The organism is Pseudoalteromonas sp. Of11M-6, from assembly GCF_022347905.1.
Classification (GTDB): domain Bacteria; phylum Pseudomonadota; class Gammaproteobacteria; order Enterobacterales; family Alteromonadaceae; genus Pseudoalteromonas.
In genome coordinates this window covers 1-14,427 of sequence record NZ_JAKRFW010000048.1, presented here as the reverse complement: position 1 = coordinate 14,427, position 14,427 = coordinate 1, and the positions used below count along the sequence as shown (strand labels likewise).

Annotated in this window: 16 protein-coding genes; 11 read left to right on the top strand and 5 right to left on the bottom strand. The window is 43.5% G+C overall.

Translation table 11 applies throughout. The annotated features are described in order from the left end of the window. Positions 1 to 151: 151 nt before the first annotated feature. The 4 genes from tesB (at position 152) to MHN32_RS19255 (ending at position 3,052) form a co-directional block, all read left to right on the top strand. Positions 152 to 1,009, top strand: coding sequence for an acyl-CoA thioesterase II (tesB, locus tag MHN32_RS19270; RefSeq protein WP_095728597.1), 858 nt, complete (start codon positions 152 to 154; stop codon positions 1,007 to 1,009). Positions 1,010 to 1,344: 335 nt separating this feature from the next. Next, the gene (locus tag MHN32_RS19265; RefSeq protein ID WP_102055876.1) at positions 1,345 to 2,013 is read left to right on the top strand and encodes a CsgG/HfaB family protein; all 669 of its coding nucleotides are present in this window, start codon (positions 1,345 to 1,347) and stop codon (positions 2,011 to 2,013) included. Positions 2,014 to 2,049: 36 nt separating this feature from the next. Next, complete coding sequence (locus MHN32_RS19260) at positions 2,050 to 2,394, top strand: DUF4810 domain-containing protein (RefSeq protein ID WP_239422551.1); 345 nt, start codon at positions 2,050 to 2,052, stop codon at positions 2,392 to 2,394. A gap of 1 nt (position 2,395) precedes the next feature. Continuing rightward, on the top strand, positions 2,396 to 3,052 hold the full coding sequence (locus MHN32_RS19255) for a DUF799 domain-containing protein (protein ID WP_239422550.1): 657 nt from the start codon (positions 2,396 to 2,398) through the stop codon (positions 3,050 to 3,052). A 4-nt stretch (positions 3,053 to 3,056) separates the two neighbouring features. Here the strand turns inward: MHN32_RS19255 and MHN32_RS19250 are convergent, their stop codons facing one another. Continuing rightward, the gene (locus tag MHN32_RS19250) at positions 3,057 to 4,577 is read right to left on the bottom strand and encodes a DUF4105 domain-containing protein (protein ID WP_239422549.1); all 1,521 of its coding nucleotides are present in this window, start codon (positions 4,575 to 4,577) and stop codon (positions 3,057 to 3,059) included. Positions 4,578 to 4,910: 333 nt separating this feature from the next. Beyond that, positions 4,911 to 5,381: a DUF3015 family protein gene (locus MHN32_RS19245; protein ID WP_069023445.1), complete on the bottom strand. Its 471-nt coding sequence runs from the start codon at positions 5,379 to 5,381 to the stop codon at positions 4,911 to 4,913. 180 nt (positions 5,382 to 5,561) lie between these two features. Between MHN32_RS19245 and MHN32_RS19240 the strand changes: the two genes are divergently transcribed. Beyond that, positions 5,562 to 6,362 (top strand): VOC family protein, encoded by an 801-nt coding sequence (locus tag MHN32_RS19240; protein ID WP_239422548.1) that lies wholly within the window; start codon positions 5,562 to 5,564, stop codon positions 6,360 to 6,362. Here MHN32_RS19240 and MHN32_RS19235 read toward each other — a convergent pair. Further along, on the bottom strand, positions 6,359 to 7,087 hold the full coding sequence (locus tag MHN32_RS19235) for a transporter substrate-binding domain-containing protein (protein WP_239422547.1): 729 nt from the start codon (positions 7,085 to 7,087) through the stop codon (positions 6,359 to 6,361). The genes MHN32_RS19240 and MHN32_RS19235 overlap by 4 nt on opposite strands. A gap of 157 nt (positions 7,088 to 7,244) precedes the next feature. Here MHN32_RS19235 and MHN32_RS19230 point away from each other — a divergent pair, with 157 nt between their 5' ends. The 3 genes from MHN32_RS19230 (at position 7,245) to MHN32_RS19220 (ending at position 10,703) form a co-directional block, all read left to right on the top strand. Beyond that, positions 7,245 to 7,910, top strand: a complete 666-nt coding sequence (locus MHN32_RS19230) for an SDR family oxidoreductase (protein WP_102055880.1) — start codon at positions 7,245 to 7,247, stop codon at positions 7,908 to 7,910. An 87-nt stretch (positions 7,911 to 7,997) separates the two neighbouring features. After that, positions 7,998 to 8,369 carry a hypothetical protein gene (locus MHN32_RS19225; protein WP_239422546.1) on the top strand — a complete coding sequence of 124 codons (372 nt, stop codon included), beginning with the start codon at positions 7,998 to 8,000 and terminating at the stop codon, positions 8,367 to 8,369. After that, on the top strand, positions 8,370 to 10,703 hold the full coding sequence (locus MHN32_RS19220; RefSeq protein WP_239422545.1) for a fatty acid cis/trans isomerase: 2,334 nt from the start codon (positions 8,370 to 8,372) through the stop codon (positions 10,701 to 10,703). A 39-nt stretch (positions 10,704 to 10,742) separates the two neighbouring features. On the opposite strand, the gene MHN32_RS19215 is transcribed toward MHN32_RS19220, so the two are convergent. Continuing rightward, complete coding sequence (locus tag MHN32_RS19215; protein WP_130163319.1) at positions 10,743 to 11,369, bottom strand: peroxiredoxin-like family protein; 627 nt, start codon at positions 11,367 to 11,369, stop codon at positions 10,743 to 10,745. A 114-nt stretch (positions 11,370 to 11,483) separates the two neighbouring features. On the opposite strand from MHN32_RS19215, the gene MHN32_RS19210 reads away from it, so the two are divergent. Then, positions 11,484 to 12,104 (top strand): dUTP diphosphatase, encoded by a 621-nt coding sequence (locus MHN32_RS19210; protein ID WP_017219351.1) that lies wholly within the window; start codon positions 11,484 to 11,486, stop codon positions 12,102 to 12,104. Here the strand turns inward: MHN32_RS19210 and yrfG are convergent. Beyond that, entirely contained in the window at positions 12,101 to 12,760 is a 660-nt protein-coding gene (yrfG, locus tag MHN32_RS19205; RefSeq protein WP_239422559.1) for a GMP/IMP nucleotidase, read from the bottom strand. The two genes, MHN32_RS19210 and yrfG, sit on opposite strands and share 4 nt — an antisense overlap. A gap of 61 nt (positions 12,761 to 12,821) precedes the next feature. On the opposite strand from yrfG, the gene nudE reads away from it, so the two are divergent. Together nudE and cysQ are read left to right on the top strand one after the other, a co-directional pair. After that, positions 12,822 to 13,385 carry an ADP compounds hydrolase NudE gene (gene nudE, locus MHN32_RS19200; RefSeq protein ID WP_095728586.1) on the top strand — a complete coding sequence of 188 codons (564 nt, stop codon included), beginning with the start codon at positions 12,822 to 12,824 and terminating at the stop codon, positions 13,383 to 13,385. A gap of 1 nt (position 13,386) precedes the next feature. Beyond that, a complete protein-coding gene (cysQ, locus tag MHN32_RS19195) occupies positions 13,387 to 14,190 on the top strand; it encodes a 3'(2'),5'-bisphosphate nucleotidase CysQ (protein WP_239422544.1) in 804 nt (267 codons plus the stop codon). The last annotated feature ends 237 nt before the right edge of the window (positions 14,191 to 14,427 follow it).

The window sequence follows — 14,427 nt, the reverse complement described above, 5'->3', positions numbered from 1 at the left end:
GGGTTAGTCCAATAGTTTGAGTTATGATGTATTATACTCATTTGAGCAATGTACTTGGTTTGCTACCAGTCCGAGTCTTACTTGGATTTGGTAAAAGTATTATCTCATTATAACGACTATCGCCAGTTCTACTAGACGTTCGGAGTGCAACATGAGTCAAGTGTTACAAAATCTGTTGGATTTGCTCAGCCTTGAAGAAATTGAGCAAGGGATATATCGAGGTCAAAGCCAAGACCTTGGTTTTCCTCAAGTGTTTGGAGGTCAGGTGATGGGGCAGGCGTTGTCCGCAGCAAAATACACCTTACCAGAAGGGCGCTTTGTTAACTCGCTGCACTCTTACTTTTTGCGTCCTGGTGATGCAAGCAAGCCCATCGTCTACGATGTCGAAAACATTCGTGATGGTCGCAGTTTTAGCACTCGTAGGATCAGTGCCATTCAATATGGTAAGCCGATATTTTACATGACTGCCTCTTTCCAAGGGGATGAACCCGGCGTTTCTCATCAATCTTTGATGCCGGATGTGCCAGAGCCTGAAACATTGAAGTCATCACTTCACTTTTATCAAGAACATGCGGACCTCATTCCAGAATCACTTCGAGCGAAATTTACGCAAGAAATGCCGCTGGATATGCGCCCTGTAAACTTTCAAAATCCATTCAAACCTAAAAAACAGGACCCGGTGAGAAATGTTTGGTTTAAAGCCAATGGTGACATGCCGGACGACAGAAGGATCCACAACTATTTGCTGGCTTATGCCTCTGATTTTGAATTTCTACCAACTGCACTACAACCACATGGTTTGTCGTTTATGCAGCCAAATATGCAAGTCGCGACAATAGACCATGCGATGTGGTTCCATCGTCCGTTTAGAATGGATGAATGGATTTTATATAGCGTTGATAGTCCGAGCGCGTCTAATGGCCGAGGCCTAGTACGTGGTCAATTTTTCAACCGCCAAGGTGAGTTAGTTGCGTCGACTATTCAAGAAGGCGTGATGCGCCAACGCTAATTTGTTGGAAAGTGTATGGCGCTTTTTAACAGTAATCTTGCTTGGTGCTTTGTGCAGTACTAAGCAAATCACGAACTTACAAATCCATAACTATTTGTTATAAAAATGAATTTAGGTTTGTTGATGGCCGCTTCTTAAGTCGTCTGCACTACTTTTTCCGGTGCTGTACTCGGTTTTATTTTGCACTATCTTTAAAATTCCATCTAGATGTAGCGTTATTGCATTTTTCCCCAAACAAAAATTAACACTAAAGTCAGCTAAATTTATCTACATTGTTATTAACAAAACGAATCGCTGCGTCGCAGACAGGCGCATATGACTTTAGGAGAATGATAATGAATAAACCGCTTGCCACAGTAATTGCATTGACGTTTGTCGGATTAACCGCGGGTTGCGCAACGGAAGCATCAAGAACGGTAGAAGCACCTAAAGTGGCCTCATATAATCAGACATACAATGGACCAAAAAGTCAGTTAGCGGTTGGTAAATTGCAAAACCGTTCAGCTTTTCACAATGGTGTGTTTAGTTCAGGACCGGATCGCTTGGGCTCTCAGGCTAAAACTATTCTTACCACCCATTTACAGCAGAGTAATCGCTTTATTGTTTTAGATAGAGAAAACATGACAGAGATAGCCCAAGAAGCTGGATTTGCTGGCGCAAAACAAAGTATTAAGGGTGCTAACTTTGTGATCACGGGAGATGTTTCTGAGTTTGGTCGAAAAGAAGTAGGTGATAAACAATTATTCGGTATTCTAGGTAAAGGAAAATCGCAAATTGCTTACGCTAAGGTAAATCTGAATATCGTTGATGTGACTAGTTCAGAAGTCGTGTACTCGGTGCAAGGAGCTGGAGAATACAGCTTATCTAATCGCGAAGTGGTTGGTTTTGGTGGCACTGCAGGGTATGACTCAACGCTAAACGGCAAGGTACTTGATTTAGCCATTCGTGAGGCCGTTAATAACTTGGTTAGCGGCATCGAGAAAGGCGATTGGAAGCCTTTATAGACAATCCCCACAGCTAATCTAAACCTCAGGTAAATTATGAAGCAAACGATATTTGTGGCGACTTTACTATTGATATTGTCTGGGTGTCAGAGTACGACACCACAATATTATTACGGTTCTTACGAACGTAACCTCTATGAGTTCTTTCGAGGTGATGGGCAGTCGCCTGAGCAGCAGATCAGTCAGTTAGAGTCAAGCATTGCGCGCGCCGAAGTAAAGCAGATAAGTCCAGCACCAGGCATGTATGCACATCTCGGTTACTTATATTTGATGCAAGGGGATGACAGCAAAGGGTTTGCGTATTTTGAACAGGAAAAACAACTGTATCCTGAGTCTAGGCAATATATCGACTTTTTACTAAAAAATGCACAGGGAGAATAAGATGAAATGGATTAAAGCGAGCTTGGTGCTTTTGACTTTTGCCTTATTGAATGGCTGTGCGACGGCTCCTAAGCAGGATTACAGCGCTTTTATTCAAAGCGATCCTAAGTCGATACTGGTGTTACCGCCTATCAATAATTCCAATGAAATTGTTGCACCTTTTGGGGTTTTGGCGACGGTGGTGAAGCCACTTGCAGACTCTGGCTATTATGTTTTTCCAGTATCTTTGGTTAATGAGACTTTTAAAAATAACGGCTTAACTGTGGCTCATGATGTTCACAATGTTGCTATAGACAAGCTCTATGAAATCTTTGCTGCCGACGCTGCTTTATACATAGAGATTCAAGATTATGGTACGTCATACGTTGTATTAGATAGTGACACTACAGTCGCGCTATCGGCAAGGTTGGTTGATTTAAAAACTGGCCAAGTAATTTGGCGTGGTAAATCAAAAGCGTCAAGTAGTGAAGACAGAGATGACCGTGATGGCAGTTTGGCTGGCGCATTGATTGGCGCGGTACTAAATCAGGTGATTGAAAGCACTTCAGATAAAGGATTTGAAGTTTCACAGAAAGCATCACAGAGATTATTATCAGCGGACTCAAGCAATGGTTTGCTTTATGGCGTGCGCTCACCTAAGTATGGGCAGCCGAAGTGAGCCACTAATCCCAATAATAATTGAACTGTAATGAAAGTCGGGATGTTTCTGCATAGTCCCAACCAATTCTTACATCGGATTGAGGCGAAAGCCGGTTTGCGAGCTCAAGTTTGACATGTGCTGCGTGATGAGTGTTTTTCGAGATAGAGGTTCTGAATGCAAAAGAATTATTTAGCCTTGAAAGTAAGCCAACTTCAATACCAGGGCTGAGATAGTAATTGTTATTTATAGAAAAAGTTTCTATTGTTGCGAGAGCAAATGTGATGCTGCTAGCATTTAGCAGATGGGCGTAGCCTGCAGCAGTATTTAATCCAACAAAAGCGCAATCATTACAATAAGCCTGCTGCTTTTCATAGCCTAAGCGTAGGCGCCAAGCCCAGTTTTGGTTATCAAACCCTTTTGCATAGCTTGGATTAAAGGACTCTAAATCCAGCACGTCAAACTTGTAAATATCTATGTCGTTATCAGCTAGCGCAAGTTCTACATCCAGCATTTCTAAGTTTGAAAATTTAACTCTAGCAGTGTCTGGAGAAAGCGAATCAAAATATGTCAATCTAAAGCCAAACCTCGCAGTATACTCTGAATCGGGCTGTGACTGAATGGCTAGGCTTACTTTCGACGGTTTTGTTGCCAAGTGTGGTGCTTTGTCACTTGGTGTTATAGCCAAGAGGGATTTCGCCTTACTGATGCCTGCTGGAAGCTTTATTCGTTCTTTTAGCAATACACGTTTAAACTCGCTGTTGCGTTTCTCGTCTCTTTCTAAGGTAAGTTGCAGCTGTACAAAGCTCATCAATACTTCAAGTAATATTACTTTTTGCTCAGTTGGAAGCTGTTGATACTTTTCATTATTGAAGTCTTTTTGATGGTGATAAAGATGGATTGCCAACGATCTGAGCTCAGGACTTAATTTTTCATATAGGTTGTAGAACTCACTGCTTGTTGAAGGAATATAATGAATCGCTGACACTAAAGAATTATCTTGGTGCTTAGCTTGATTCAATCTATCAAAAATAGTGACAGGGATCACCCAAGGCGGTAGGTCAGCCGTTAATGGCTTATCAAGCACAAGTTCAATAAGTTGTGCGATATGAAATGCGCAATTTTCGTCAGCAAAGTAATAATCAAATTGAGCGTTTAGTAATTCCCAAAGGTGTTTTGTAATAAATTCGACTTCATCTGGTGTTAAATTTAATTTGTACTCCCAAAGGTCACGCAGTTCGTCTGCACTGTAATTATGGTGATGATGAAAAAATCGCTGATCTGAAAAGCCAGCCTGATAGCCGCCAAATAACCCTCTAGCTATATAAACTAACCCATTTTCGTCCTCTGGAACGATTGCGCCATAATTGACACTCCGGTCTAACAGGATATTGTGAGCTGATTGAGAGCCGATTTTAAGTAACATATGCCCATACAGCGAGGCCGGGTTGCTCATGTATCCGGAGGCAAACACTAAGCTGATAGAATTCCAGTCACCTTCATTTTTCCATTCATCAAAAGCCACGCAAGCTGGCGCTTTTGGCAACGGAACGCCTTGGGATCTTAGCCACTTGGCTCGAGCCGGAAATTGGCACTGTGAACTAGGCTCACGTTGAAAAGCTGCAATAGTTGCATTAAGTTCGTTCGCTGGTGAAAATTGGGTGTGATCAGATAGAAAAAAAGAAGCTGATTTTATTAAACTGTGGCCATCTTTCTTTAGATGGAGAAGTTTTTGCCACGTTGTGTTTTGGGCCAGCTCGTTGGTATCAAAGCTTAATGTGGCTGTACTATAAAACAGTAAGCTGTAAGCTGAATATTTGAGAACGGTCTTCATCAAAAAAGTGAGCACAGCGCTATTAGGTGTGCTCACCTATACTATTTAGCTTGCGTTACACTGAGCTGAATAGCTAGTCGAAACGCGAGTTTCTACGATGTTGTATAGTGCTTCAGCGTTATTTGCAGGCTGCGCTGCGTAGTCATTTCTGATAGCGGTTACAATGTCAGCTGTTGCTGCTGCGTCACAGCCACGTACTGCTAACATCGCAGACACGTATTCACCTTGACCTTCTGCAATTTCTTGCTCCAGTGTAGGGAATGTTTGCTGAATAAACATTGCAGTTTTTACTTCACGACCAGCACAAGATTCTACAGATGAAATCTTTGTAGAAACAGCAGTCGTACCAAGGTCCCAAATGATATTCGAAATTGCAGCAGCTGCACCATTATCTGGGAAGATGATTGCACCGATACCACATTCTTGCCAAGGGTTTACAGAATCAGAAGCGTGTGCAGCTAGAGGGGCAGTCATTGCGCCAACGACGATTGCTGCAGCTAGAGTAGTTTTAAACATTTTACATCCTATAGTTGTTTTTATTTCGCCTAGTCTTCAAAGGCGGAACGGGATTCTATAGGTTAATTTTTAATTCCACAACAATAAACCTCCCACACTTGTAAATTTGTGTAAATGCCTCAGGCGGCTTTAGGCTACTGCTGCTATATTCAATACACTTGAATGAGTTTGGTGCTTATCATGGCAATAATTAGTGAATTTAGACCCGGTTATTTTTGTTGGATTGAATTGTGTTCAAGCGACTGGCAGTCAGCAAAACCTTTCTATAGCCAACTATTTGATTGGCAAATTCTTGACCAGCCCATTGGTGAAGATTGTTATTACACCATGTTGCAAAAAGAAGTCGATGATGTCGCAGCGATGTATCAGATGACCGCTGAGCAACAACAAGGAGGCATGCCCAGTCACTGGCTTGCTTATGTGGCGGTAGACAATGTCGATGAATGTCTAAACAAAGCCAACGAACTCGGTGCTGAAGTGCTTGCAGGCCCTCACGATGTCCCAGGGGCAGGGCGAATGGTGATGTTAAAGGAGCCAAGTGGAGCGGTTTTTGCGTTATGGCAAGAGGGTGGCCATATTGGGACGCAACGTCATCTCGAAGCGAATACTCCTTATTGGTTTGAGCTAGTGAGTAAAAACAGTGGCAAAAGTCGTGACTTTTATTCCGCATTATTTGGGTGGCAAATCGAAGTCAAAGACATGGGAAATATGGACTACACCTTGTTCAAAGTAAATGAGCAACCCGTCGCTGGCATGTTAGAAATGACGGCTGAATGGGGTGAAGACATTCCTCCGCACTGGATGGTTTACATTGCGGTATTGGACTGCGATAGTAAAGCTGAATATGCCCAAAAGCTTGGCGGAGAAATTTGTGTACCGCCGACAGATATACCAGAAGTAGGTCGCTTTAGCGTGATAACCGATCCTCAAGGGGCGGTATTCTCTATCATAGAATCTGCCATGGATGATATTTCAACTTAATGCATTTCTAATTCAATCACTTTGCCATGGCAAGTGGCGAAGCTCTCAGAGAGCCGGTTTAGAATAGTATCGCGCTCTCCACTACTATTTAGCTGCTTGATAGACGCTGTTAATTTCGGCAGTAGGTCTTGGTGTTTACGATTGATATAGTGATAAATAGGATAACTCGCATCTCGTAGCCTACGCACATAAACTGTGGCGAGTCCTGACTGACATAGCGCACCAAGCGCAAATAAGTCATCAGCTAAAATTTGTTCTACATGACCTTTTTCAAGTGCTTGAAACGCAGAAACATCGTTAGAGACCGCGTTACAGGTCAACTTTTTACGCTGACAAACTTGCTCCGTTATTAAACTGCCTTGTATTACCGCATAGTCTTGCCGGGTCGACAAAGTACAACGCTCCTTCTTGAGACAAAACACCGCCATTCGCACGGTTGTAAGTGGTTCGGGTATTTGCAGTAAGTTAGGATAGGCATTTGCAATAGCGCTAGTGCGTCCTGCCTCCGCATCATAAAACCCTTGATCTACATATTCTAATCCGCGCTCACTGGGTAACACGACAAGTGTGGGCGTGATGTCCAAAGGTGCGTATATTTTTTGCATGAGTTGTGCGATTTGCTGTTGGCCAAGCTGATAAGCGACCAGCTCACTGACATTGATTTGGTAGGCGAACGTCGCCTTGTGGATAAAGAAAAGCAAGAGGGTGCTAAGTGCGAGTTTCACAACATATCCTTACGGTTGTCAGAGTTATAACTGTAGCAAAGTTGTCAGAAAGTGAAAAAGTACATCATAAAAATGAATTCAGTCAGGATTGACCTTGAGTTTAGTAAACTCATACCAATTGTAATAGTTTGAGCATAAAAATCGTGAGGAGAAGGATATGACACTACATGTTTTGGTGACCGGTGCTAATCGTGGGATTGGATTAGAGTTTTGTAAACAATACTTATCTCTAGGCTGCAAAGTAACTGCGGTTGTTCGCAAAGCATCGGCAGAACTAGAATCTCTAGGCGTGGATATCATTGAAGATATAGATGTTGCGACGGAAAATGGCGCGAAAAAGCTATTGGCGGCATTGGGCTCGGAGAAAATAGACATTCTTATTAATAACGCTGGGGTATTTCATAACGAAACACTAGTGGAAATGGATTTTGAAAATATCGACCACCAATTTAACGTTAATGCGCTAGGACCAATTCGAGTCACTCATGCACTGCTCGATAACCTCAAAGCAGGTAGTAAAGTTGCCATGATCACAAGTCGTATGGGTTCGATTGCAGATAATGGTTCTGGTGGTTACATTGGTTATAGAATGTCGAAAGCTGCACTGAACGCGGCGAGCGTAAGTATGGCTCACGAGCTGAAAAACCAAGATATTGCTGTTGGACTATTCCATCCTGGCTTTGTGCAAACGCAGATGGTGGGATTTGCAGGTGATATTGGTCCAGATGTTGCGGCGGAACGTTTAATTAAGAGAATTGAACACCTAACTATCGAAAACAGTGGTGGTTTTTGGCACTCCAATGGAGACACGCTTCCTTGGTAATCAAGCTGGGCGCATCGTCGCCCCCTTTTCAGCCATCAGCCATCTAACTGTGCTAATATAAAGCAAATACTCAGATGGTAACCTTTGATGGAATTACAACAAGATACCCCATTATCACTGCCGCTTTTTTTGTTAGACGACAACATCGAGAATCGCGATATCGACTCTCCAGATGCTGAAGTATCAGTGATGTTGAGTGAGAACCTCCTTGCTCATTTGTGCCAAAACCCAAAAGAAGATGAGAATATTAGCTTGCATATTGATGATTATGCGCTCAACAACATTAGTACGACAGTAACTGAGTTGATAGGTGCGGAACATCAGTTGCAATTGCTCATTAATCGCGGGCCTATTCTTAGTGCTGTGCTGAGCACCAGTAGCGATGCATTGTTTGTCTCACCTCCCGTAGAAATGATGCCGACTTTTGATCTTGGGCTGGATGACGAAGAGGGCGAGTAAATGTCTAAACGTGCACTGTTTTGTGCGGTGATTGTCGCCGTGCTTTCTGGCTGTGTGGCTTTGGGCGTGTCTAAATATGATGATATGTTTGGACCGGAACAACCCCAAGCACGAATCGAACAATATCACCAAGGCGGTGCACGTTACTTACAAAGCGTGAAACCCATTTTGGAGTCGCGTTGTGTGGTTTGCCATGGTTGTTATGACGCACCTTGTCAGCTTAAACTGTCATCTCCAGAAGGAATCGATAGGGGATTGTCAAAGGAATTAGTGTATGACGGCACGCGGTTGTTAGCACAAACACCAACCCGGCTGTTATTCGATGCCCAAACCACGACACAGTGGCGTGAGCGTGGTTTTACCCCAGTGCTGAATGAGCGCAATCAATCTGAATACAGCAACCTAGCTGGAAGTGTGCTTTATAATAGCTTGCTGTTAAAAATGTCTCATCGTTTTCCTGAGCAAGGCATCTTGGGTAAAGAGTTTGATTTCTCTTTAGATAGAACGCAGTCTTGCCCAACCATGGATGAGTTTTCTAGCCTTGCGAAACGGCAGCCTCATGCGGGTATGCCCTACGGCTTACCAGCGCTCACGCATGATGAATTCAAAACCTTGGAAGCCTGGCTGCAAAGTGGCAGTAAAATGAGCCAGATTGCAAAGCCAAGTGTTGCAGCACAAAAAGAAGTGAAAAAGTGGGAACAATTTTTTAATCAGGACTCTAATAAGCACCGCCTTGCCGCGCGTTATATTTTTGAGCATTGGTATTTAGCCCATATCCACTTCCCTCACTTGGATGACCCTGCGTTTTTCCAATTGGTACGCTCAAGCACGCCGCCAGGCCAGCCTATTGCGTTGGTGAGTTCGGTGCGTCCGTTTGACGATCCTAAGATCGATAGGGTGTATTATCGATTGATGCAAGTGCGCAGTACTATTTTGTCAAAAACTCACATGCCACTGGCATTGAACGACGCTAAGCTATCTCGGTTACATCAGCAATTTTATGCAGCGGATTATCACGTGGATGAACTGCCTGGTTATGAGCCAGAGCTTGCAGCAAACCCATTTAAGGTATTCAAAGATATTCCGGTTAATTCTCGTTATCAATTTATGCTGGATGAGGCCGAGTTAATTGTAAAAGGCTTTATCAAAGGCCCTGTATGCCGAGGCCAAATAGCGCTTAACGTCATTAACGACCATTTCTGGGTGGCGTTTGTTGATCCTGAAAAAAATAGCAATGAAGCGGTGAACCAGCTGCTGCTTAAACATGATGAAGATTTGGTGCTACCTGCGGCTGAGCAAAGTAATGCGTTACCGCTTTCCAGTTGGGCGAAATACGCCACTAAGCAGCAGGATTACTTACGTGCCAAAACAGAGCTTGCAGATAAGATGTTTGCCGATGGGCAGCGTCTCAATATGGACTTGATTTGGCGTGGAGAGGGGGAAAACCCGAATGCAGCATTAACTATCTTCCGTCATTTTGATAGCGCAACGGTGGTTAAAGGTTTTATCGGCCAGCCTCCCAAAACAGCTTGGGTATTAGACTATGCCTTGTTCGAGCGCATTCACTACTTGCTGGTGGCAGGTTTTGACGTGTATGGCAACATTGGTCATCAGTTGATCACACGCTTATATATGGACTTTTTGAGGCTTGAAGGTGAGCAAAACTTTTTAAATTTACTGCCACTTAGTCATCGACAGGAAATTAAACGCTATTGGTATCGTAAGTCACACTTGAGCTTAAGTGAGTTTATCAATCGCAAATCACTAATCGGTGCGCCAACGGGGATAAAATACGAAACGGACGATCCAAAGCAAGAGTTGTATGACAAACTACATGCTGTGCTTAAGCCCGTTCTAAATAGGGATTATGACTATCAAGCCGTCGGCAAACCACTGCAGGCATTGAATAGCATGTCCGTTAGAGCGATTAATTTGCTTCCTCAGGTCTCGTTTATTATTACTAAGCAAAGTGACGGTTCACATCAAGCGTTCTCGCTATTACACCATAATGCCCACTACAACATCTCCAGTTTGTTAAATGAAGAAGGGCAAAGAGCGTATACAGAAGACACGGCGACGATTGTGCCAGGCTTTATCGGAGATTACCCAGAGGCAATTTGGTATTTAGAAAGCGAGGTAGCACAAGAGGACTTCGTCTCATCATTTAGCCAAATGAATAGTGAGTCTGATTACCGAGCGCTACGAGCGCAATATGGGATCCGCAGGACTCACCCAGAGTTTTGGCGTTACAGTGATTTAATCCACGATATTGCCAAGCAAACACGTGGCGTTGAATATGGTTTATTTGACTATAACCGGTTAGAAAACCGCTAAAAAACGGAGTCTTCGGACTCCATTTTTTATGTGCTTTTCCTATAGTTGACTAGCTGCTTTGACCGCAGCTAGTAGCACGCTTTCATCCAATCTCACTTTGTAATTTGGGTTTGCGTATTGAAATTGGATCAAGCCCTTCTTATCGACTACAAATACCGCCGGCACCGGCAAGGCAACTTTATCGTTCCCCTCAAAATCAACAAAATTTACGCCCAACTTGTTGCGATAAGCAAGGGCTGTTTTATCATCTAGAAAATAAGCGAGACCTAACGCTTGGCTCATACGCATTTCGCTATCAGACAACAGTTGGTAGTGAGGGGATTCAATTGTACTTTTTGCCAGCGCCTCAGGTGAGTCTGGTGCGATAGCAATAATTTGTGCCCCCATTTTAACAAGCTGTGGTTCAATTTCTTGGATCCCCGCGAGCTGTCTTGAACAGTATGGACACCAGCCACCACGATAAACCACCAGTACGGTGATATTTTCTTTATAGCGTGTCGCGAGGTCGACAGTTTTACCTGACTTATCTTTGAGTTGTAATGCAGGGGCATCAATGCCTGGAAGGAGTGGGCTCACTTGCTCAGGTGCTGCGGCGATATTAGTGATTTCAGCTGCGCTGACAAAGGCTGAACAAGCCAAAGCGAGCGATAAAATAAAATGACGCATAAAAAGTTCCTAGGGTTTCAAGTTGATATCGACTCAGAAGACCTAAGCGCTGGCGAAAATCTTTCACTTCGGTATGATATCGCTCGTAATTGATTTCCATGAAGAGAGAGCACAATGTCTGCAAACATCACTAAGCTTGTGGTTATGCTAGAAATGCAACATGCCATGAACACCAAAGTACACCAACAATGGTTTGAACAAGGGTTTGAATGGTACCGCGCAATTTGGGTTGAGTGTGCAGAAATGCTAGATCATTACGGTTGGAAATGGTGGAAAAAGCAAACGCCAGATACTGAGCAAGTGATTTTAGAGCTAGTGGATATTTTTCATTTTGGCTTGTCTTTACGTATCGATGGCGAAACGTCATTTGAGCAACTAGCGACTCAGTTAGAGGCTGAATTGGCAAAGCCAACTACCGCAGAAGACTTCAAGGAAACCCTTGAATTACTTGCAAGTGCGGCTGTAACCAAACGCGAGTTTGATGCCCATGCGTTTGCGGGATGTATGCAGCAAATCGGAATGTCTATTGATGACCTATACCGTGGATATGTCGGTAAAAACACGCTTAACTTCTTCCGCCAAGATCATGGCTATAAAGATGGTTCTTACATCAAGGTATGGAATGGCCAAGAAGATAACGAGCACTTAGTCGAAGTGGTGAAAAGTCTAGATACAGCACACCCAGACTTTAAAACACACGTGTACGACGGCTTAAAAGCTCGCTACCCAGCTTAATCTATAATAGGTAGCAAGGTATGGTAATCGGAGACTGAGAGGTATTCAGTGATCTCTCGCTCTGGTTGCCGACTGTCAGGGTTAGCAACGGCAAGCAAATGGCCAATACCAAATTCTTTCGCAGCATTTAACACGCTAATGCTATCGTCCACAAATAAAGTGCGGGACTTATCAAAGCCCAAATCACGCTCTACCTGTTGCCACAACATCTGACTTTCTTTACTTACGCCATATTCATGGGTTGAAACCAATTTGTCGAGATACTTATCGAATTGGGTACGCTCAATTTTCAAACTTAGACTGTTTGGGTGAGCGTTGGTCAACAAGATAAGCTGTTTTCCACTCTCTCTTAAGGCCTCTAAAAACGCTGGTACATCCTCACGAATTGAGATCAAGTGTTGTACTTCACGTTTAAGCTCCATAATGGGCAGCTGTAGTTGCTCCTGCCAATAGTCTAGGCAATACCATTCTATCTGGCCCATTACTGCGTCATAACGCGCGAGGATGTCGGCCCTTGCAGCCTCAAGGGTTAAGCCTTGACGTTTTGCGTGTGCCTTAGGCACAACGTCGAGAAAAAAGTGATTATCAAAATGGAGGTCGAGTAATGTGCCATCCATATCTAACAAAACGGTATCGATATTTGACCAATTTAGCATAGGCATTTAACTTCAAAGGCTTTATGATTAGGTTATTCGCCATGATAGCAAATAATGATCTATGTCACATAAAAAGCATCCCACACCACCAGAAATTTTAGCTTGCGACGTCGTGGCTAAAAGCAAATTGTTCACGGTAGAAGCACTTTCGTTATCTTTTTCGAATGGCGAGCAACGAGAATACGAAAGAGTTCGTGGCGGTGGCCGTGGCGCAGTAATGATCGTGCCCATAACTGCTGATAATGAGCTATTATTAGTGAGAGAATACTGTGCAGGAACACATGACTATCAACTCGGCTTTCCCAAAGGGCTAATTGACCCTGGCGAAACCCCGGTGGAAGCGGGTAACCGAGAGCTAAAAGAAGAAGTGGGTTTTGGTGCAAATGCTTTCTCTGAACTCAAAGTAGTGTCACTGGCACCGAGTTACTTTAATGCTAAAATGCATATTTTGGTCGCTAGTGAACTTTACTCAGAACAGCTTGAAGGTGATGAACCAGAGCCACTGGTAGTAGTGAAGTGGCCGCTAGATAAATTATATGATCTGTTACATCAAGAGGACTTTACCGAAGCAAGAAGTGTCGCGGCACTACTGTTATTAAAAGCACATTTGAATCTGGAGGCGTAAATTGCAGTCCTATTTAGAGCCTTGCATCGCACTGGCACAACGTGCCGGTGAAGCCATTATGGCAATTTATCAAGCCGATGATATTGGTAAAAAAGAAAAGTCTGACCACACTCCTGTCACTGCCGCAGATTTGGCATCTAATGAGATCTTAATGGCGGGTCTTGCTGAAATAGCACCTGACATTCCGGTAATGTCTGAAGAAACACCAATTCCACCATTGAGTGAGCGACAAGATTGGCAGCGCTACTGGTTACTCGATCCTATGGATGGCACTGGGGAATTTATTCTTGAAAGCGGTGACTTTGCCGTCAATATTGCGTTAATCGAAAATAATCATCCTGTGTTAGGCGTCATTTACTGGCCATCTCAAGGGCTAACATATTACGCGAGCAAAGATGAAGGTGCGTTTAAACGTAGTGACTCAGGCGAAAGTAAACGTATTTTCGTCTCGCCACGAGAAACGCTGACATTGGCAGTAAGTCGCAGACAAAAGCTTGAAGCGGTTAGTCAGTACTTAAATAGTCAGTTCGACACTGTGGCACTTGGGTCATGTTCATTAAAAGCCTGCATTATCGCAGAAGGTAAGGCGGATTGTTTTTTACGAGTAGGGCCAACGGGAGAGTGGGATACTGGCGCGTCACAAATCATCGTCGAAGAAGCCGGAGGTTGTATTACCGATGCTGAGTTTAACCCGCTGACCTACAATCGACGAGAAACTACCGAAAACCCAGACTTTATTGTTATGGGGCATCCCGATTGGCAATGGCAAAAGTTGATCAGTCCACATAATCGAGCGATAGAATAAATAACGGTTTAAGTTGAAGGTTGTGGGATTTTTGCGCACTTGAATTGTTTTAAGCATTAAATCCCTTGCAATAAAATTTTAATCCATTATTATAGCGGCCTCTTGAAAGGGAAGTCCTTTTTAAGAGTTTACAGGTGCGGGATGGAGCAGAATGATAAATCATTCGTCGAGCTCGCTAAACCTGAAAAGAATCGAAGGTCGTCGGTCTCCGACGAAGAATAGATTCACAAAAATATA

What these genes read in the sequence shown, in the direction of transcription:
- tesB (WP_095728597.1), top strand. Translation starts at nt 152, where the DNA reads ATGAGTCAAGTGTTACAAAATCTGTTGGATTTGCTCAGCCTTGAAGAA.
- MHN32_RS19265 (WP_102055876.1), top strand. Translation starts at nt 1,345, where the DNA reads ATGAATAAACCGCTTGCCACAGTAATTGCATTGACGTTTGTCGGATTA.
- MHN32_RS19260 (WP_239422551.1), top strand. Translation starts at nt 2,050, where the DNA reads ATGAAGCAAACGATATTTGTGGCGACTTTACTATTGATATTGTCTGGG.
- MHN32_RS19255 (WP_239422550.1), top strand. Translation starts at nt 2,396, where the DNA reads ATGAAATGGATTAAAGCGAGCTTGGTGCTTTTGACTTTTGCCTTATTG.
- MHN32_RS19245 (WP_069023445.1), bottom strand. Translation starts at nt 5,381, where the DNA reads ATGTTTAAAACTACTCTAGCTGCAGCAATCGTCGTTGGCGCAATGACT.
- MHN32_RS19240 (WP_239422548.1), top strand. Translation starts at nt 5,562, where the DNA reads ATGGCAATAATTAGTGAATTTAGACCCGGTTATTTTTGTTGGATTGAA.
- MHN32_RS19230 (WP_102055880.1), top strand. Translation starts at nt 7,245, where the DNA reads ATGACACTACATGTTTTGGTGACCGGTGCTAATCGTGGGATTGGATTA.
- MHN32_RS19225 (WP_239422546.1), top strand. Translation starts at nt 7,998, where the DNA reads ATGGAATTACAACAAGATACCCCATTATCACTGCCGCTTTTTTTGTTA.
- MHN32_RS19220 (WP_239422545.1), top strand. Translation starts at nt 8,370, where the DNA reads ATGTCTAAACGTGCACTGTTTTGTGCGGTGATTGTCGCCGTGCTTTCT.
- MHN32_RS19215 (WP_130163319.1), bottom strand. Translation starts at nt 11,369, where the DNA reads ATGCGTCATTTTATTTTATCGCTCGCTTTGGCTTGTTCAGCCTTTGTC.
- MHN32_RS19210 (WP_017219351.1), top strand. Translation starts at nt 11,484, where the DNA reads ATGTCTGCAAACATCACTAAGCTTGTGGTTATGCTAGAAATGCAACAT.
- yrfG (WP_239422559.1), bottom strand. Translation starts at nt 12,760, where the DNA reads ATGCTAAATTGGTCAAATATCGATACCGTTTTGTTAGATATGGATGGC.
- nudE (WP_095728586.1), top strand. Translation starts at nt 12,822, where the DNA reads ATGTCACATAAAAAGCATCCCACACCACCAGAAATTTTAGCTTGCGAC.